The 18,173-nt window shown below is 64.0% G+C and carries 18 protein-coding genes and 1 pseudogene; 13 read left to right on the forward strand and 6 right to left on the reverse strand.

Annotated elements, in window-relative coordinates; all coding sequences use genetic code 11:
* Positions 1-30: 30 nt before the first annotated feature.
* Together GA0061098_RS35390 and GA0061098_RS35395 are read right to left on the reverse strand one after the other, a co-directional pair.
* Positions 31-306, reverse strand: coding sequence for a YiaA/YiaB family inner membrane protein (locus GA0061098_RS35390; protein WP_091966026.1), 276 nt, complete (start codon positions 304-306; stop codon positions 31-33).
* Positions 307-346: 40 nt separating this feature from the next.
* Positions 347-1,042: a PspA/IM30 family protein gene (locus GA0061098_RS35395; RefSeq protein WP_091966027.1), complete on the reverse strand. Its 696-nt coding sequence runs from the start codon at positions 1,040-1,042 to the stop codon at positions 347-349.
* 103 nt (positions 1,043-1,145) lie between these two features.
* On the opposite strand from GA0061098_RS35395, the gene GA0061098_RS35400 reads away from it, so the two are divergent.
* The 3 genes from GA0061098_RS35400 to GA0061098_RS35410 all read left to right on the forward strand — a co-directional run bounded on the left by GA0061098_RS35400 (position 1,146) and on the right by GA0061098_RS35410 (position 4,954).
* Entirely contained in the window at positions 1,146-1,754 is a 609-nt protein-coding gene (locus GA0061098_RS35400; RefSeq protein ID WP_091966028.1) for a TetR/AcrR family transcriptional regulator, read from the forward strand.
* Positions 1,755-1,910: 156 nt separating this feature from the next.
* Positions 1,911-3,182 carry a DUF892 family protein gene (locus GA0061098_RS35405; protein ID WP_091966029.1) on the forward strand — a complete coding sequence of 424 codons (1,272 nt, stop codon included), beginning with the start codon at positions 1,911-1,913 and terminating at the stop codon, positions 3,180-3,182.
* 149 nt (positions 3,183-3,331) lie between these two features.
* Positions 3,332-4,954: an ABC transporter substrate-binding protein gene (locus GA0061098_RS35410; protein ID WP_091966030.1), complete on the forward strand. Its 1,623-nt coding sequence runs from the start codon at positions 3,332-3,334 to the stop codon at positions 4,952-4,954.
* A gap of 97 nt (positions 4,955-5,051) precedes the next feature.
* Here GA0061098_RS35410 and GA0061098_RS35415 read toward each other — a convergent pair whose 3' ends face one another.
* On the reverse strand, positions 5,052-6,395 hold the full coding sequence (locus GA0061098_RS35415) for a glycoside hydrolase family 3 N-terminal domain-containing protein (RefSeq protein ID WP_091966031.1): 1,344 nt from the start codon (positions 6,393-6,395) through the stop codon (positions 5,052-5,054).
* Positions 6,396-6,583: 188 nt separating this feature from the next.
* Between GA0061098_RS35415 and GA0061098_RS35420 the strand changes: the two genes are divergently transcribed.
* From GA0061098_RS35420 to GA0061098_RS35430, 3 genes are read left to right on the forward strand one after another with little or no spacing between them, the layout of a single operon-like run.
* The gene (locus GA0061098_RS35420) at positions 6,584-8,098 is read left to right on the forward strand and encodes a DUF4153 domain-containing protein (protein WP_165637809.1); all 1,515 of its coding nucleotides are present in this window, start codon (positions 6,584-6,586) and stop codon (positions 8,096-8,098) included.
* A 12-nt stretch (positions 8,099-8,110) separates the two neighbouring features.
* Positions 8,111-8,815: a response regulator gene (locus GA0061098_RS35425; RefSeq protein WP_091966033.1), complete on the forward strand. Its 705-nt coding sequence runs from the start codon at positions 8,111-8,113 to the stop codon at positions 8,813-8,815.
* Entirely contained in the window at positions 8,812-10,398 is a 1,587-nt protein-coding gene (locus GA0061098_RS35430) for an ATP-binding protein (protein ID WP_091966034.1), read from the forward strand. Before GA0061098_RS35425 ends, GA0061098_RS35430 begins: the two co-directional genes overlap by 4 nt.
* On the opposite strand, the gene GA0061098_RS45340 is transcribed toward GA0061098_RS35430, so the two are convergent.
* Positions 10,395-10,535 carry a hypothetical protein gene (locus GA0061098_RS45340; RefSeq protein WP_018321489.1) on the reverse strand — a complete coding sequence of 47 codons (141 nt, stop codon included), beginning with the start codon at positions 10,533-10,535 and terminating at the stop codon, positions 10,395-10,397. The genes GA0061098_RS35430 and GA0061098_RS45340 overlap by 4 nt on opposite strands.
* A gap of 79 nt (positions 10,536-10,614) precedes the next feature.
* Here GA0061098_RS45340 and GA0061098_RS35435 point away from each other — a divergent pair, with 79 nt between their 5' ends.
* From GA0061098_RS35435 to GA0061098_RS35450, 4 genes are all read left to right on the forward strand, one after another.
* Complete coding sequence (locus GA0061098_RS35435; RefSeq protein WP_091966035.1) at positions 10,615-11,184, forward strand: alpha-ketoglutarate-dependent dioxygenase AlkB; 570 nt, start codon at positions 10,615-10,617, stop codon at positions 11,182-11,184.
* Positions 11,185-11,389: 205 nt separating this feature from the next.
* Positions 11,390-11,806: a DUF3606 domain-containing protein gene (locus GA0061098_RS35440; protein WP_091966036.1), complete on the forward strand. Its 417-nt coding sequence runs from the start codon at positions 11,390-11,392 to the stop codon at positions 11,804-11,806.
* A 265-nt stretch (positions 11,807-12,071) separates the two neighbouring features.
* Positions 12,072-13,001: an alpha/beta hydrolase gene (locus tag GA0061098_RS35445; protein ID WP_091966037.1), complete on the forward strand. Its 930-nt coding sequence runs from the start codon at positions 12,072-12,074 to the stop codon at positions 12,999-13,001.
* Between the two features lie 152 nt (positions 13,002-13,153).
* A complete protein-coding gene (locus GA0061098_RS35450; RefSeq protein WP_091966045.1) occupies positions 13,154-14,377 on the forward strand; it encodes an ABC transporter substrate-binding protein in 1,224 nt (407 codons plus the stop codon).
* A 418-nt stretch (positions 14,378-14,795) separates the two neighbouring features.
* Here the strand turns inward: GA0061098_RS35450 and GA0061098_RS35455 are convergent, their stop codons facing one another.
* Positions 14,796-15,386, reverse strand: a complete 591-nt coding sequence (locus GA0061098_RS35455) for a hypothetical protein (RefSeq protein WP_129591012.1) — start codon at positions 15,384-15,386, stop codon at positions 14,796-14,798.
* Positions 15,387-15,596: 210 nt separating this feature from the next.
* On the opposite strand from GA0061098_RS35455, the gene GA0061098_RS35460 reads away from it, so the two are divergent.
* On the forward strand, positions 15,597-16,688 hold the full coding sequence (locus tag GA0061098_RS35460; protein ID WP_091966039.1) for an enolase C-terminal domain-like protein: 1,092 nt from the start codon (positions 15,597-15,599) through the stop codon (positions 16,686-16,688).
* Positions 16,689-16,696: 8 nt separating this feature from the next.
* On the opposite strand, the gene GA0061098_RS35465 is transcribed toward GA0061098_RS35460, so the two are convergent.
* On the reverse strand, positions 16,697-17,119 hold the full coding sequence (locus tag GA0061098_RS35465) for a RidA family protein (RefSeq protein WP_091966040.1): 423 nt from the start codon (positions 17,117-17,119) through the stop codon (positions 16,697-16,699).
* Positions 17,120-17,345: 226 nt separating this feature from the next.
* Between GA0061098_RS35465 and GA0061098_RS35470 the strand changes: the two genes are divergently transcribed.
* Both GA0061098_RS35470 and GA0061098_RS46420 read left to right on the forward strand, forming a co-directional pair.
* A complete protein-coding gene (locus GA0061098_RS35470) occupies positions 17,346-17,834 on the forward strand; it encodes an NUDIX hydrolase (RefSeq protein WP_091966041.1) in 489 nt (162 codons plus the stop codon).
* 172 nt (positions 17,835-18,006) lie between these two features.
* A pseudogene (locus GA0061098_RS46420) lies at positions 18,007-18,173 on the forward strand (IS110 family transposase); the annotation flags it as partial.

The following is an 18,173-nucleotide window of genomic DNA, read 5'->3' on the forward strand; positions in this document are numbered from 1 at the left end:
TCGTCGTCCGATTGGCGCAAGGCACATTTTTCAAGCCGCCTTGGAAACCTCCATCAGCAAACGCTCGGCCTTGGCATCCTCGATGCGGTTCACCAGCCGGCTGCTCTCGTGATTGTCGCGCACGGTCTTGGTCAGGGTGATACAGGTCTGGATCAGCATGACGATGCCCATGGTGAGATAGCCCTTCATCCAGAAGTCGATCGGCAGGAAGAAGATACCGATGGCGATGAGGAACGCGGAGGCTGCGAAGGACGCGTAAGTGAAGGTCACCCAGGCGCTGCTATGGGGTTGGCCGTTCTGGTTCATGATGGTCTCCTGTTGGTTCGAATGATGATGGGGTTGGGGATCAGACAGTCGGCGCGCGCTTGGACTTCAACCGGACCAGCACGTCGTCCGCAGTCGTCTTCAACCGGGGGCCAAAACCCTGCTCGGCGAGTCTCTCGGCGGTGGCGAGCGGACCGGTCGCCGCATCGAGCTCGACCAGCGCATCATCGGCGGCCTGGGTTTCCATCTGCCGCTCGCGCAGGCGCCGCAGGGTGCTCTCCGCCTCCGGCAACGTGGATTCGTAAGGGCGTGCCGCCTCGATGCCGCTACGGCGAAGCGAGCGCACCGCTTCCGAGGCGCGGGCGACGCGGCGGCCGCGATCGAGCTCGGTGATGCGGGCCTGCGCGGTTGCGACGTGCCGCTTCAACCGGGCGATCTCGGTCGCGAACAGGGCGCGGGCCGTCATCGCCGCATCGCGGTCGGCCTCCAAGCCTGCGATGGCTTCGGCAGCGTCCCTGGCGAGATCCTCGCGGCCGCCGTCGAGCGCCGCAACCGCGCGCGTCTCGAGATCGGCAATGCGGGCGATCGTCGCCTCGAGCTTGCGGCCTTCCTGCTGATCCTGCGCGATCGCCAGCGCCAGCGTCCGCTTGCTGCGCTCGACGGCGGCTGCCGCATCGCGCATCTGCTGGTCGAGAATGAGGAGGGCCGTGCGGTCCTCCAGCTCTTCGCCCGCGGCGGCCACGCTGCCGCGGAAAAGTGTCACGACGGTCTTGAACATCTGTTGCTCCCTGTTATGAGCGTTGCTCACACATACTTTGTAGCAACAACCTTGAACATTGTTCAAGAGAAATTTGAGCAACGCTCAAGAATTTGGCCCGTGCGTGTCTAAGGCCTTGGAACGTCGAGAGAAACTTCGATCCGCGCTGATCCTGGCGGCGGAACGGACGATCGCAGACCGTGGGTTGTCGGGGCTGAAAACCCGCGATCTCGCCCGCGAGATCGGCTGCGCCAATGGTGCGGTCTATAATCTCGTGGCCGATATGGACGAGCTGATCCTGCGTGTGGGGTCGCGCACGCTGCTCCGGCTCGACGAGGCGCTCAGCGTGGCGGAACGCGCGGGCGCCCCCTCGCCGCAGGAGACGCTGGTCCGCATCGCCATCGCCTATTGCGATTTCGCGGCGGAAAATCTCCAGCTCTGGCGCGCGCTGTTCGAGCACCGCATGGAGGCCGACAAGGTCGTCCCCGACTGGTCCGTCGACGACCAGATGCGGCTGTTCCGCCACATCTACCAACCGCTGGCCGCGCTGTTTCCAAAGCGCGGCCCGGAAGAGCTCGGCATCACCGCACGCAGCCTGTTCTCGGCGGTCCATGGCATGGTGGCGCTGGGGTTGGAGCAGAAGCTGGTCGCCGTGCCGCTGCCGGCGCTCCGCAAGGAAATCGCTGGCCTCGTGCGCGCGATGATTGACGGACTGATCGCGCGGGCGGCGTAGAGGCGCGCGGCGCGCGGGACCGCAGAGATCTCGCCGACGCCAACGAACGCGTAGACGCGCTCCGCAGCACCAGATCTGAATCTCGACGAGAGCTAGGAACGAACATTTCGAGGGTCGGTTGTCGCGCATAGTTTCCCTCAGAGCGCGAGCCCTCCCATGTATCACCACGTCAAGAAACTGATGTTCACCGTGCGTGTCGACGAACCCGATCCCCGTTTCGGCAATATGCTGCTCGAGCAGTTCGGCGGCGCCAACGGGGAACTCGCGGCCGCGATGCAATATTCGATTCAAGGTTTGAATTGCGAGGACCCCGACCGCAAGGATCTCTTGATGGATATCGGCACCGAAGAGCTCAGCCATCTCGAAGTCGTCGGTTGTCTCGCACGGATGCATCTTGCGCCTTCGAAGAATGACCGCCAGGCGGCGGAAGCCGATCCGCTGATCGCGATCGCCGGCGGCGGCGGCGTCAACCTGTTCAATTCGCAAGGCAATCCCTGGACCGCCGACTATCTCAAGATCACCGGCGAGCTTGACGTCGATCTCCGCAGCAATATCGCCGCCGAGGCGCGCGCGAAGATCGTCTATGAACGGCTGATCAATTTCTGCGACGACGCCGGCAGCAAGGACGCGCTCCAGTTCCTGATGACGCGGGAGATCACTCATATGAAGGCGTTCGCGCGAGCGCTCGAAAGCTTGTCGAAGCCGGCCTTCAGCGTCGGCAGGATCGCGCCGACGCCCGGCCTCGTAAACCAGTACTTCAACGACTCCACCGGCAGCGGTGACCACGGCGAAATCGACACCCGCGGTCCCTGGAACGAGGGTGAGGACTGGGTGTTCACGGAATCGCCTGCGCTGCAGTCCGCCGATCTCGGCGCCGGCACGCCGATCGTCACGGAGAGCTCACCGCCCGTCGACGAAGCCGGCCTGACCGATCTCCTGCTCCATGAACTGCGCGACATTCTCCATGCCGAGAAGCAGTTGACCAAGGCGCTTCCCAAGATGGCGCAGGCCGCCCGCTTCGACCAGCTGCGGGAATTGTTCGAGCAGCATCTGGCCGAGACCGAGAATCAGATCGAGCGCATCAACGAATGCTTCGAGCTGCTCGGCGAGAACGCACGCGCCAAGCCCTGCAAGGGCATGATGGGCCTGATCGAGGAAGGCCAGGAGGTCATGAAGGAAGGCGAAGACAAGGAAGACGCGGCCGCCGACCTCGCGCTGATTTCTGCGGCTCAACGCGTCGAACATTACGAGATGTCCGGCTACACCACCGCGCGCAACCTGGCGCAACAGCTCCGGCATAGCGCAGTGGTGGCCCTGCTCTCCAAATCCCTCGCCGAAGAGGAAAACGCCGATCTCCTGCTCAATCAGGTCGCGCGATCGCTGATGTCGGTTGCGAAGATGCCTGCCGCACTGGAGCAGGCCGAATAGGAAACGCCGGGCGCACGCACAGACGCACCGAATGAAACCGTCTCGCGCCATCGCGCGGGGCGGCCGGCCACGGACACGGTACGATCATTCGTGCCGGTGGCACACACCTTGCCTCTCGATACCGGACAATTGCCGGACAGGAGGCCCCCATGAGCAGTTCACCCTTCCATATGAGCCGCCGCAGCCTGGTGCTCGGCGGCGTGGGTGCCGCCGGCATCAGTGCCGTCGCCCCTCCCTTCGCCTGGGCGCAGGGCCGGAGCGAGACGCTGCTGGTGGTGCAGGAGCTGGGTCCGAACTCGCTGGACATGCAGGGCGTCGGCTCCAACCAGACCGTGAACGGGCTGTCGTGGAATTGCTACGACCGGCTGCTCTCCTACGCCTCCAAGACGCTGCCGGACGGAACGCTGTCGTATGATCGCGAGAAGCTCGCGCCCGAACTCGCCGAGAGCTGGGAGGTCGCGGCCAACGGCATGTCCTGCACGTTCCGCCTGCGAAAAGACGCGAAGTTTCACGACGGGACGCCGGTGACGGCCAAGGACGTCAAATGGTCGTTCGACCGCGCGGTGAAGGTCGGCGGCTTTCCGACCTTCCAGATGTCCGCGGGATCGCTGGATAAGCCCGAGCAGTTCGTGGTGGTCGACGATCACACCTTCCGCATCGACTACGTCCGCAAGGACAAGATGCTGCTGTTCAACGTCGCCGTCGTGGTGCCGTTCATCATCAATTCCGAGCTGGCGAAGAAAAATGCGACGGCCGAAGATCCGTGGGCGCTGGCGTGGCTGAAGAACAACGAGGCCGGCGGCGGCGCCTACAGGATCGAGAGCTGGAAGCCCGGCAGCGAGACCGTGCTGGCGCGCTTCGACGACTGGAAGAGCGGACCGTTGCCGAAGATCAGGCGCGTGATCGCACGCGACGTTCCCTCCGGCGGGACCCGCCGCGCCATGCTGGAGCGAGGCGATGCGGACTTGTCGAGCGGCTTTGCGCCGCGCGATTTCGACCAGCTCATCAGGGAAGGCAAGGTCAAGGTGTCGGGCGTGCCGATCCCCAATGCGCTCTGGTACGTTGCTCTGAACACCGCAAAGCCGCCGTTCGACAACGTCAAACTGCGGCAGGCCATCGCCTGGGCGATGCCGTATGAGCAGATCCAGAGCAGCGCGTTCTTCGGCCGTGCCGTTCCCATGTACGGCGGCGCCGCCGACGTTTCAAAGCCGGTCTGGCCGCAGCCGTTTCCCTATGTCACCGATCTCGACAAGGCCAAGGCATTGATGAAGGAAGCCGGCTTCGCCTCCGGCCTGGAGACGACCTTGTCGCTCGACACAGGCACCGCGACCGTTGGCGAGCCGACCGCGATCCTGATCCAGGAGAACCTCGCCAAGATCGGGATCAAGGCGGGAATCGAAAAGATCCCCGGCGCGAACTGGCGCACGACGCTGAACAAGAAGGAGCTGCCGCTCGCGCTCAACCGTTTCAGCGGCTGGCTCGATTATCCCGAATATTACTTCTACTGGAATTTCCACGGCAACAACTCGATCTTCAACATCTCCTCCTACCAGAACAAGGAGATGGACGCGCTGATCGACAAGGCCCGCTTCACCGCGGACGCGACCGAGTATGACCGATGCGTGAAGGATTTCATCGCGCTCTGCATCCGCGACGTTCCGGTCGTTCCGCTCAACCAGCCGATCCACGACGTCGCCATGCAGAAGGGCATCACCGGCTACGAGTTCTGGTTTCACCGCGAGCCGGACTACCGTCAGTATGTGAAAGGCTAAAGCGCGATACGATTAGGATGAAACGTCATCGCGCTTTAGCTTGTTGTTTAAGCATGATCTTTTCGGAAAACCGCTGCGCACTTTTCCGGATCATGCTTTAGTCCTGACGGGCGAGGCTGATCGCGCCCGGGCCTGCGCGTGCCTGCTCGACCGGAAATCCTCTTTCCAGCCGCGTCGCGCTGGCGCGCAGCATCGCCGCGTCGAGCTTGCCCTGCCGCAAGCCGCCCAGAGCGCAGGCGAAGACGCGGTAGAACTGCGCGCCGTCATAGGCGACCAGCAGCAGGTCGACGCCGGCATTGATCGCCTCGACCACGGCCTTGCAGACGTCGTTCTGGTAGATCGCCCCCATCACGAGGTCGTCGGTCATCACCACTCCCTGATAGCCCCATTTGTCACGGATAATGCCGTCGACGACGCGCTTGGAATGCGAGGCGGCGCGGTCGGGATCGACCGCGGTCAGCGTGACATGCCCAACCATCAGCGCGCTGCGCGAATGCGACAGCACCTCGCGGAACGGAAGCCAGTCGGTGGCTTCCAACTCCCCGACCCGCGTATCCAGATTGGCGCTGAAATGATGCGTGTCGGTGCGCACGCGGCCGATGCCCGGAAAATGCTTGAGCGTGGCACCGACGCCGGATTCTTCCAGCCCGTGGACATAGGCACTTGCGATCGTGCTGACGACGGCAGGATCGGTTGCAATCGCGCGCTGGCCGATCAGCGTGTGGAAATCGAGACGGTTGCGCCTTGCCGGCGGCTTGAGGTCGAGCACCGGCGCGAGATTGAGGTTGACGCCAAGCGCACTGAGCTCGTGTCCGTGAATGCGGCCGAATTCTTCGGCTTTGGCTTGCTGGTCGTCGGGAGCTAGCCCAGTGAGCGTCGCCAGCGCCGGCACCTTGGTCAGCGGCGGGGCAAGATGCCCGACGATGCCGCCCTCCTGGTCGGCAGCGACGACCAGCGGCGGCAGGCCCGCCGCGCGCCGCTTGTCCTGAAGCGCCGAGATTTCGGCACGTAGCGCCGCAATCGTCCGGCCCCTGATGTTGTGCCGGGTCACATAGACGCCGCCGATCAATCCCTGCTCGGCAAGGCGCGCGACCTCGGGAAACGAGGAATAGCCGACCATGAAATGAGGCCCGAGCTGTCGCGCCTCGGCGGCACTTGCGCCGAGAACGTCGTGCTTGCGCAGCTCAAACTTCAGATGCGCCGCGGACATCAGCACCGGCGGCAAGCACCAGAGCGTGACCAGCAGCTTGCCCGCGATGGTTCGCCACCGCCCTCTGCGCAGCAGGAGGATGACGACCGCGATGCTTGCGACGACAAGCGCGATGTTTCCGGCGCCGCGCAACGGGACCAGATAGGGATCGTTCTTGTTCGCGGCCGCGAATGCGACGACAGGCGCGGCAAGCCAGAGCAGAATGAGACCGATACGGCGGAGGAATTGCATGATGCATCACGCGCTCGGAGTGGCGATGCTTCGCACCTATCAAAGCGATTTGCGCTCTGCGAGAGGCAAACGCGCGCCTGCACGAAAACTGCAAAAGACTCCTGAAACCGTGCAGACGATGGTCCCGGCTTCTGCACAAGCGCCGTTCAAACTTCGTGATGCCACCCATCACGAAAGGTCTTCTGGACATGACGAGCCTGGCTTCGACGATAGCAGCGGACCTCCAGCCGCTCAGGCATTCCACCATTCCGGCCAAGCTCGGCGTCGCGCTGGCGCTGGCGCTGGCCGCACTGGCGGACTGGCTGTTCTATGGCCACCGGATCGGCCTGTCGCTGGCCCTCTTTGCCATCGTCACGGCTTGCGTGTCGGTGCTCTTCAATCACGCGGCCCTGAACCTGCGGCGCGCCCTGATCGGCACAGCCATTCTCATCGTCGGCCTCGCACCGGCCGTCGAGGAGCTCAACGCGCTTTCGTTGCTGATCCTCGTCGCGGCGACGCTAATCGCCCTGCTGCTCGTGACCAATGCGGAAACGACCGGGCTCGCCGACCGCGTCCGCGCGCTGCGCAACTTCGTCCTGCTCGGACCCTTCAGGTTCTTCCTCGATGCGCCCCAGGTATTCAACGCGTCGGCGCTGACCCGCGGCATCGCGCGCTGGTTGCTCCCCGCAGCACTCAGCACGGTCTTCATCGCGCTGTTCGCCGCGGCCAATCCGGTGATCGAGCAATGGGTGTTTCTGCTCAATCCGAAACTCATCCTCCAATATATCAGCATCCCGCGCGTACTGTTCTGGGCCTTGACGCTGGCTCTGGTCTGGCCGTTCATCCATGTGCGCTGGCGGCGCAAGACGATCGTCACCACCGCCGTCGCGGACGGACCTGTGCCGCCGCCGCTCCCGCCTCTGGTCTCGGCAGAGTTTCTTGGTCCCTCCACCATCCTGCGCTCGCTGATCCTGTTCAACCTGCTGTTCGCGGCGCAGTCCATTCTCGACGGCATCTATCTCTGGGGCCATATGGCGCTGCCGGACAATCTGACCTATGCGGGTTATGCGCATCGCGGCGCCTATCCGCTGATCGTAACCGCCCTGCTCGCCGCGGCCTTTGTGCTGGTGGCGATGCGCCCGGGCGGGCCGGCCGAGAAATCGCCAGTGATCCGGCCGCTGGTCTATCTCTGGGTCGGGCAGAACGTGCTTCTCGTCGCCTCTTCCATCCTTCGCCTCGACCTCTACGTCGACATCTACATGCTGACTTACTGGCGGATCGCGGCCTTCATCTGGATGGGACTGGTCGCGCTCGGACTGGTCCTGATCGTGACCCGCATCGCCCTCAACCGGTCCAACCAATGGCTCGTGGGCGTCAATCTGATCGCGCTCGCGATCGTGCTCTATGGCTGCTCGCTCGTGAACTTCGACGCCTTCATTGCCGACTACAATGTCGCCCACAGCCGGGAAGCATCGGGCAACGGCGTGCAGATCGACATCGACTATCTCCTGACGCTCGGACCGCAGGCACTCCCCGCCATCGACAGGGCCATCGCGCTCCGGCCCGGCGCCGGCGAGGGCTGTCTTGTGTCCCGACGCGACCGCCTTGTAGAACAGCAACGCCAGGATCTGGCCTGGCGGAGCTGGGGCTTTCGGAGCTGGCGGCTGCAGCGCAGGCTGGACGCGCAGGTGAAAGATCAGTCCGGCAGCCGGCCGGCAGGGTGAGCGGAGAGTTTCTTGGCGCATCGCATTCTCATCGTCGACGACGAAGGCCATATCCGCGAGGTCATCCGCGTTGCGCTGAAGAAGGCCGGCATGGACGTGATCGAGGCCCGCGACGGCAAGGAGGCGCTCAGCCGCTTTGCCGCCGACAGGCCCGATCTGATCGTGCTCGACATCGGCATGCCCGAGTTCGACGGCCTCGATGTCTGCCGCGAGATCCGCAAGACGTCCGACGTGCCGATCCTTTTCCTGTCGGCGCGCGACGAGGAGATCGACCGCATCCTGGGCCTCGAGATCGGCGGCGACGACTATGTGACCAAGCCGTTCAGCCCGCGCGAGCTGGTGGCGCGGGTCAATGTCATTCTCCGCCGCCTCAGTCCGCGCAATGGCGAGATCAAGGCGGGTCCCACCGCGCTGTCGCAAGGCGGCCTGCTGATCGACCCCGAGCAGCATGTCGCGACCTTTGCCGGCACGCCGCTGAAGCTGACCGCGATCGAGTTCGGCATCCTGCGCGCTTTCCTGACCCGGCCGACTTCGGTGTTCAACCGCGAGCAACTGATGCGGGCGGCCTATCAGCTCAACATCCAGGTCTCCGACCGCACCATCGACAGCCACATCCGCAACATCCGCGCCAAGCTCGCAGTGCTGGCCTGCGACAACGCGATCGAGACCATCCACGGTGTCGGCTTCAAGCTCGGCCGCTGCGAGAAAGCGGCATGAGCGCGGCACCCGACAAATGGCGGCCGTCGCTCGCCCTCGTGATCTTCACGGTGCTGACCACCGTTGGCGTGCTGCCGCTGGTCGGCCTGTTCTTCTTCCGCCTCTACGACAACCAGCTGATCCGCCAGACCCAGGCCGAGCTGATCGCGCAAAGCCGCGTGCTGGCGACGATCTATGCGCAGGAGGTCACGGCCAGGCTCGACAGCGGCCTGACGCTCGGCGCCGAGGTGCCGCCGAACGTGCTGCCCGACCCCGGCGACCATGTCACGCCGATCCGTCCAGCACTTGACCTGACCGCCAACGATCTGCTGCGGCGGCGACCGGATGCGCAAGCCGCGTCTCATCCGTCGCAGGCGGCCTATGTCGAGATCGGCGCAAGGCTGACGCCGATCATCCGCGAGACCCAGAAGGTGACGCTGGCGGGCTTTCGTATCCTCGATCCGCAAGGCGTCGTCATCGCCGGGCGGCAAGAGGTCGGCCAATCGCTCGCCCATATCGAGGAGGTCGCGGACGCGCTGCACGGGCAATACCGCGCGACTTTACGCAACCGCGTGCCGGACAAGCCGCCGCCGCCGATCTATTCCTTCAGCCGCGGCCTCGGCGTGCACGTGTTCTCGGCGATGCCCGTCATCGTCAACAACCGCGTCGCCGGCGTGATCTACACCACGCGAACGCCGAGCAACATCTTCGACCATCTGTACCAGGAGCGGGGCAAGTTCGTGCTAGCGGGGCTCGCCGTGATCCTCGGCACGATCGCGATCGGCTTGGTGTTCTCGCGCACCATCACCCTGCCGATGCGCGAGCTGATCGACCGCGCCGCACGGATTGGCCGCGGCGACCGCGAGGCCTTCCAGCCGCTCCGGCATTACGGCACGCGTGAGTTCGCCCAGCTCTCGCACAGCTTCCTCGGCATGGCCGAGCAGCTGGCGCGGCGCTCCGACTACATCGCGACGTTCTCGGCCCATCTCACCCACGAGCTGAAATCGCCGCTGACCTCGATCAAGGGCGCGGCCGAGCTGCTGCAGGATTCCTATCAAGGCAGGTCTGACGGACTGACGCCGGCCGAGCAGAAGACATTCATCGCCAACATCCTGTCCGACACCCAGCGGCTGGAAGCGATGGCGCAGCGGCTGCGCGATCTGGCGCGCGCCGAGAGCCTGCCGCAGAACGAGCGCACGGAGCTGGCGCCCGTCATCGCCGACCTCAGAAACAGGTTTCCGGCCAGCTCCATCGAGGCCAGCGGCAGCCTCGACCGCCCCATCGGCATGTCCGGCGAAAAGGCGCTGATCGTGCTGTCGCATCTCGCCGACAACGCGATGCGGCACAAGGCCGGGACGATCAGGCTGGAGGCTGTGGACGAGCGCACGACCTTGCGTCTGACGGTGAGCAATGACGGCGAGCCGATCTCGGCGCCGAACCGCGACAGGATTTTTGATGCATTCTTCACCACCCGCCGCGACCAGGGCGGCACCGGGATGGGGCTTGCGATCGCGCGCGCGGTGATGGCGAGCCATGGCGGCTCGATCAGGCTCAAGCCGACCGAAACCGGCGTCGCCTTCGAACTTCAGTTCCCTGCGGCCTAGATCGCGAACACCCACGCCGCGACGATGGTGCCGATGGTGACGAGACCAGCGATGGTCCAGCCGGCGGCATATTCCAGCTCAGGATGACCGGTCGCCCGCATGATCTCGGCCGGATCGGCGGTATGCTTGTGTGCCATGACAGCCTCGCACGTTTCTTCCCGCGTCATATGTAAGTCGCATCAGCCGCCATTAGGTTCCATCACGGAAATGCGAGGAATGACGCAGCTTGGCTTGTTCGCCGTCCCTGATGAAGGCCCGACCGGACTTCGCTACACGGACAATTTTATCGAAGCCGCCGTCGAGCAATCCTTGATCGGCCGCATCGCAGCATTGCCGCTCGAGCGCTTCCAGTTCGGGGCGTTCGAGGGCAACCGCCGGGTGGCGTCGTTCGGCTATCGCTATGACTACACGCTGCAGCGGCTGGCCGAGGCGGACCCGATCCCGGACTGGCTGTTGCCCATCGCGGGTCAGGCCGAAGCCTGGGCGGAGCTGCCGGAGGCCAGCGTCCGGCAGGTGCTCTGCACCGAGTACGAGGCCGGGGTCGGCATCGGCTGGCACCGCGACAAGCCGCACTTCGACAAGATCCTCGGCCTGTCGCTCGGCTCGGCCTGCAAATTCCGCTTCCGCCGCCGCAACGGCGACAAATGGCAGCGTCACACGCTCGAGGCCCAGCCGCGCTCACTGTACATGATGGAGGGCGAGGCGCGCTCGCAATGGGAGCACAGTATCCCGCCGGTCGAGGCGCGGCGTTACTCCATCACGTTCCGGACGATGAAGCGGGCCTAACGCGGCCGGCCAAACAAAAAATGCGAAAACAACCCCATGCAAAGTAGAACGCCCGTTCCGCCCGAGGCGTGGCCACGCCGCACAAGGGTTTGACACATCGGTGCAAAACCGCCGCCTTGCGCAATCACCGCACGGCTTGCGTCTTGCCTTCCGAATCCGGTTGCATGCTAGATTGGCAGCACGCATTCCGCGGCAGGAGGGAAGCATGGCCGACAACAAGGCAAAGCGCGGCGGGGCCGATCGGGCGCTGATTGCGCTCACCGAAAAATATGAAGTCGCCTACTGGTCGAAGAAGTTCAAGGTGACCCCGGCCAAGCTGAAATACGCCGTCAAGAAGGTCGGCCGTTCCGCCAAGAAGGTCGAGGCGTATATCAAGCTCCAGAAGCACCGCGCCTCCGACAAGAGCCGGATCGCGCTGAGCGAGGCCTATGAGGTCCGTTACTGGTCGAAGAGATTCAAGATCACCCCGGCCAAGCTGAAAGCTGCCGTCGCCGCGGCCGGCCATTCTTCAAGGAAGGTCGAGGCCTATCTCGCCGCCCGGAAGACGGCAAAGAAGAAATCGGCCAGGAAGACGACAAAGAAGACGACGAAGAAGGAAGCCAAGCGCAAGAGCGCCGCCTGAGACCTCGGAAGCCATGGATGCGGGGGGCCGCAACCTGTCCTCACATGGCCACGTCGTCACATGGGCCACGTCGTCCCCAGTGCGCCCGAAGGCCGGGCGCGGCCGAAAATCTCGCACGCGACGGCGGTGGGGCTTCCGGGGTGATAGCTTTGCTGTCGCCGAACCAAAGGTGCCGTGAAATCGCCTCAAGGCGGACGAATAAGGCGAATTGAAAAGACAGGCCAAACCGGCGAACCAATATGGGGGGCGCAAAGGCCGGCACCAAATGAAGAATTATCTCGCTTTTTTCCTGTTTCTGACCATCACGACAGCATCCGCGCATGGCCCGTTGCCGGCGCGGTTGACGCCGCCCTCCGACCTCATCCCGACAGGCCTGACCGATTCCGACACCACCGCCGGCGGCACCGCGCGGCTGTGCGAGCAGGTCACCTTCTCGCGGGGCCTGCGCTACGGCGAAAACGAGGCCAATGTGCTCGACGTCGCCGCCAGCACGACCAAGGCGGATACGCCGCGGCCGGTGCTGCTGTTCGTGGCCGGCGACAGTTTCACCGGCGACCGCGCCGCGCCCGAGCTGTCGCGCCAGATCCAGGACCAGGCCATGTGCTTTGCCGCCCGCAACGACATGATCGGAGTGCGCGTCAATTATCGCCTGGCGCCCGCAGCGACCTGGCCGATGGGAGCGACCGACGTGGCGGCGGCGCTGTCCTGGGTTCACGGCAATATCGACCTGTTCAACGGCGATGCCCGCGAGATCGTCGCGGTCGGCTACGGCGCCGGCGCGTTCCATGTCGCAACCCTGCTGGCGCATCCCGAGCTCCAGGCCGACCGCGCCGATGTCGCGGCTGTCGTGCTGGTGTCCGGCATCTACCGCGCCGGCAAGGACGCCAGCGACAGCGAGAAGGCCTATCTCGGCGGCGACGCCAGCCAGTACAACGCGCGCTCGGTATTCCCCGGCATCCTCAATGTCGATGTGCCGATCGTGCTGGCCTGGGCCGCGGACGATTCCCCTGGCCTCGTGACGCAGGGCGAGACCTTGAAGAAGACGCTCTGCGGCGCCGGCCATTGTCCACGCAGCGCGCTGCTGCGCAGCCGCGACGGCATCGCCTCCGCCTTCGGATTGGATGGCTCCGGCGACAGCCTCGCCGAACCGACCCTGCTGCTGGTGCATCAGCTCGAGGCGCGGGGGCTGCCGTAACGCGTGTCAGCACGCCTGCCATTTCGTGCGGGCCTGCGCTGTATTGAAGCGGGCTGCCAAGTCACACGATTGCCAAACGCCTGATCTAGATCAACTCGCCTTGGTGCGGACTGAGCCGAACCTCGTTGGGGGCCAACGACAAGGTGTCGAGCATGCGCGTCACCGGCAGACTGCTGTTCGTTTTGATCGCCGCACTCGCGTCGCTTGGCGCGATGTCCGAGCAACGCCCGGACCAACCCATAAGCGACAAGGAAATCCGCATCGGCAATGTCATGCCGTATTCGGGAGCGCTCTCTGAATTCGGCGCGATCGGTCAGGCGGAGGCCGCCTATTTCGACATGGTCAACGCGCGCGGCGGCATCAATGGCCGCAAGATCCGCTTCATCACGCGCGACGACAATTCCGATCCCACGACCGCGCTGGAGCTGACGCGCAATCTGGTCGAGACAGACGACGTGCACCTGATGTTCGGATCGTTCGGCACGCCCGGCAATCTCGCCACGCGCTGGTATCTGAACGAGAAGAAGGTGCCGCAGCTTTTCGTCGCCTCCGGCGACGAGGAGCTGAGCCAGGCCAGGGCTTTCCCCTGGACCATGGGCTGGCAGCCGTCGATCCGGTCGGAGGGGCGCATCTACGCCAACTACATTCAGGCCTATTATCCCAGGAAGAAGATCGTCGTGCTCTGGCAGAACGACCAGTTCGGACGCATGCTCTACAAGGGGATCCAAGACGGACTTGGCGATCTGAACCGCCATGTCCTCGTCGACATCGCCTTTGACATCGGCGACGAGCATCTCGACGGGCACGTCTCGATCCTTAAGCGCGCGGGTGCCGATATCTTCGTCTTTCTCGGCGTGCCGTCGACGGCATCCAAGGTGATCAGGCTCGCGGCTTCGCTCAACTGGCGCCCGGTCTTCATCGTCAACGATACCTCCGCCTCGATCGCCAATGCGATGGCGCCCGCGGGCTTGGAGAATTCGTCTGGCGTGATCTCGGCGGCCTTTTTGAAGGACCCGAGTGATCCCGCATGGAAAGACGACCCTGCCATGAAGGACTGGTTCGCCTTCATGGACAAATATCATCACGTCGAAAGCACCAACAGCAGCGCCGCGCTCTATGGCTACGCCGCGGCCGAGGCGCTGACGCAGGTATTGAAGCAATGCGGCGACGACCTCTCACGCGCGAACATCATGCATCAGGCGGCTTCGCTGAAGGGTTATCAGCCCTCGGTCGCGCTGCCCAACATCAGGATGAACACCTCGCCGACCAGTTATCTGCCGATCAAGCAGATGCGGCTGGTCCAGTTCGACGGCCGATCGTGGCAACCGTTCGGTGAGGTGATCGAGACCGCCTTCACCGAAGGCGCGGCGCGGTAACACCGTCCTCACGCCGGCTCCAGTCACCGGGCAGGCGCGCTATGCGGCGACACAGTGTCACCGAGTACCGGCTGGCCTGGTGCTCGGTCCAGTGGCGGATGTGGCTTTGCGAGGCCCGTCGTACCGGGCGGAGCCTCATTGCTCGCCGTCATTGTGTCGACCCCATCGAGCGTCGTGACGAACGCCGCGAGTATTGCGACGATTACCGCAAAAGCGAAAAGGACGACTGAGGTGCGGTGGCTATTCCACTCTTTACTCATGAGGGGCCTCCACAACCAATAGAAACGTAATGCGACGTGGACGGTTCCTCATGCGCTACCGGCCGCAAGACTTCCCGCTCGATATGCAAAGGCCCCGCTCGGCTTCAGCCGCAGCGGGGCCGGTCTAGAGATAGCCTCATGTAGGTGGTGCCAAAAGTTCATTTGGTCGGATCAGGTCGCGAACTTCCGACGGTCGCCGGAATTTTGTACTCGCCGCGGAGTTCATCCCACAAGGCCGTGTCGCTGACCAGCACGACGTGGTACTCACCGCGGCCCGTGATCCCTGCATATTTTCCCGTGCCACCCGTGAACTCGAAGGTGCCGCGGAACTCTTTCGGCTTCGCGTCTTTCAGGACGTACTTGGCAAAGACCTTGGATCCGTCTGCTTCTGTGAAGGTCTTATGGCCGCTGCTGGAACTGCCGGCATCCGTCAGATCGACAACCTGATATCGAGCTTTGTCGAGGAATGGCTTGCCATCAGCATTGAACACGGCGCCGTCGAATTCGGTGACCGAGACCGTATGGTCAGCCCTGTCTTCCAGCTTCACGCTCTTACTGGACAGGGTGACCAGAACGGCTCGACCGAACCATTGGCCCGCTTCTTCAGCCAAAGCCGGGACAGCGCCCGACGGGACTGCCAAAGCAAGCACAACACAACCGCACATCCGCGATGAATTGAGATGACACCTCATGGTTTCCTCCCAGGTGGGTTGCAGGTCACAAATTTTGGTCGGAGCAAGTACCTCCATCAACGAATTTCCACGTGCCAATCATACCACTGCTCCCAAGCAGAAATCGCACAAACAGCGTTTGATAATGCGTCCATTAGACGCGCGATCATGCATGTTTCCGTTGAGATGCGGCGCTGAAACTCATCGTGGTCGCAGAACGCGCCTTTTCGTTTCATCACAGTTGTTTAAGATCGGCATCGACCTGCATCTGCCCCGCCTGGAGAGCTCATGACCGAGACCATTCGCATCAAACGCTTCCATGCGCGGCCCGTGATCGTGCCGATGAACCTGCCGCTGCAGACCTCGACCGGCGCCGTCGCCAAGGCTCCGCTGGTGCTGATCGACTGCGAGACCGACCAGGGCGCCCGCGGGCACGCCTATCTGTTCTCGATCACACCGTCGGCCTTGAAGCCGCTGACGGCGATGGTCACGGAGATGTCGGAGCTCGTCGCCGGCGACGAGCTATTGCCGTTCGAGATCGAGCGCAAGCTGACTCAGCGCTTCACCCTGCTTGGCCTCGCCGGCCTGCAGCGGCTGGCGCAATCCGGCATCGACATGGCGGCATGGGACGCGCTCGCCCGCAGCAAGGACCTGCCGCTGGCACGGCTGCTCGGAGGCGCGCCGAAGCCGGTCAAGGCCTACAATTCGAAGGGGCTCGGCATCATGCCGGCGCGCGCCGCGGTCGAGGAGGCGCACAAGCTGCTAGCCGAGGGGTTTCAGGCCGCCAAGATCCGCGTCGGCCGGCCCGATGCGCGGGAGGATCTCGCCGTCGTCCGCGCGGTGAGAAAGGCCGTCGGCGACGAGGTGACGCTGATGTGCGACTACAACCAGGCACTGACGGTGACCGAGGCCATCCAACGCGGCGAGATGCTCGACGACGAGGGGCTGAGCTGGATCGAGGAGCCGATCCGCCACGACGATTATGCCGGCTGTGCCCGCATTGCCGACGCACTGCATACGCCCGTCCAGATCGGCGAGAATTTTGACAGCGCCTTTTCGATGCAGACAGCGCTCTCGGCTGAGGCCTGCGACTACGTGATGCCCGACGTGCAGCGCATCGGCGGCGTGACCGGCTGGATGCGCGCCGCATCGCTCGCGCATGCCGCCGGCATCCAGATGTCCTCGCATCTGTTCTCGGAAGTCAGCGCGCATCTGCTCTGCGTGACGCCGACGGCGCACTGGCTGGAATATGTCGATTGGGCCGACGCTGTGCTTTCGACGCGGCTAAAGATCAAGGACGGCTTTGCGCTGCCGAATGAGGAGCCCGGCAACGGGATTGCGTGGGACGAGGCGGCGGTCGCCAAATATCTCGTCACATAGGGCCGCCGCTATGACCGAACAGCGGCAATCATACTCAGCTCGACCGGCGCCCCTCGCGGCAATTCGGCGACGCCGACCGACGTCCGCGTATGACGACCGCGCTCGCCGAGGCGTTCGATCAGCCGGTCGGAGGCACCGTTCATGACTTGCGACTGCTGGGTAAATCCAGGCGCTGAAGCGACGTATCCAACGAGCTGCAGGACCTGGACGATCCGGTCCTCTCCGCCTGTGGCGTGATTGATGGCGGAAATGCAGAGATCAGCGCAAAGCGCAGCAGCTTCTTGTGCGGCCACGATATCGACGCCTGCTCCGACCTTCCCCACATAAAGCAGGTCTTCGCCGCGACGCGGCAGCTGGCCACTGACATAAGCGAGCCCACCATGGATGATCACCGGCAAGTAGTTGCCACCGGGCTTATTCACGCTGCTCATCTCAATAGCCTGCCTTCTCTTCACATCCGGCGAGGCGATGCATTTCGCCGTACGCGATAGCTCGATCGCACCAGCTCGTTGCCGTGGCGAATGATCGGACAATGGCAGGCGGCGAATGATGGATCAAGCCTGCGAATCTGATCAAGCTCGGCCTGACAAGACCTGGCCTGACAGTACCCGGCCGCCGCGCATTGCACGGAGGCGGCGCGCGCGATAACGATCCGCTATGACCATTTGGCGCCCTCATCCCCACATCCGCGTCGTCGCGATCGGCCTGCATTGGCGGGACGGGCGCCTGCTGGCGGCCGAAATTCGCGACGATGCCGGGCGGATCAAGGGCGTTCGGCCGCTCGGCGGCGAGATCGAATTCGGCGAAAGCTGGCGCACTGCCCTGATGCGCGAGTTCAACGAGGAGCTCGGCATCGACGTCACCATCACAAGCGAGCCGTTGGTGCTGGAGAACATTTTCGTGCACGAGGGATCGACCGGCCACGAGGTAATGTTCGTCGCGGAGGTCGTGCTTGCGGAGGGCGCCTTCGCCGGGCAGGACCGCATCGACTTCCTCGAGGACAATGGAGAGCCGATCGTCGCACGCTGGTTCGACCTTGCCGACCTCGACGGAGATGGCGGACCGAGCCTCTACCCGACCGGGTTGAAGGATGTGCTGCTCGCGAGCAAGGACGGGGCGAAGGCCTCGATCCCGTCATCCTTGTAAGTCTCGAATCGCTGGATCGGATAGAGTGTCCGGTGCGGTAACGGACGGGAGACCGCTTCATCCAAGGGCTTTGAAGCCCGTACCTCAGCGCGGCGCCCCGTCCGTTGTTCCATTGAACCCGAACAGTCGCGAGGGCCGCCTGGCGAGCCCGGTTGCGCAAGGATGGGTGCAGATGGACGCGATCTATGTTGGCATCGATGTATCGAAGGACCGGTTGGACGTTCATATGCGTCCGAGCGGAGAAGCATTTGCCGTCGGGCGCGACGGCAAGGGCTTGGAAGACCTTGTTGCGCGGCTTGTGGCCTGTCCGCCGACCCTGATCGGGGTGGAGGCGACTGG

Source organism: Bradyrhizobium shewense (genome assembly GCF_900094605.1).
GTDB classification, from domain to species: domain Bacteria; phylum Pseudomonadota; class Alphaproteobacteria; order Rhizobiales; family Xanthobacteraceae; genus Bradyrhizobium; species Bradyrhizobium shewense.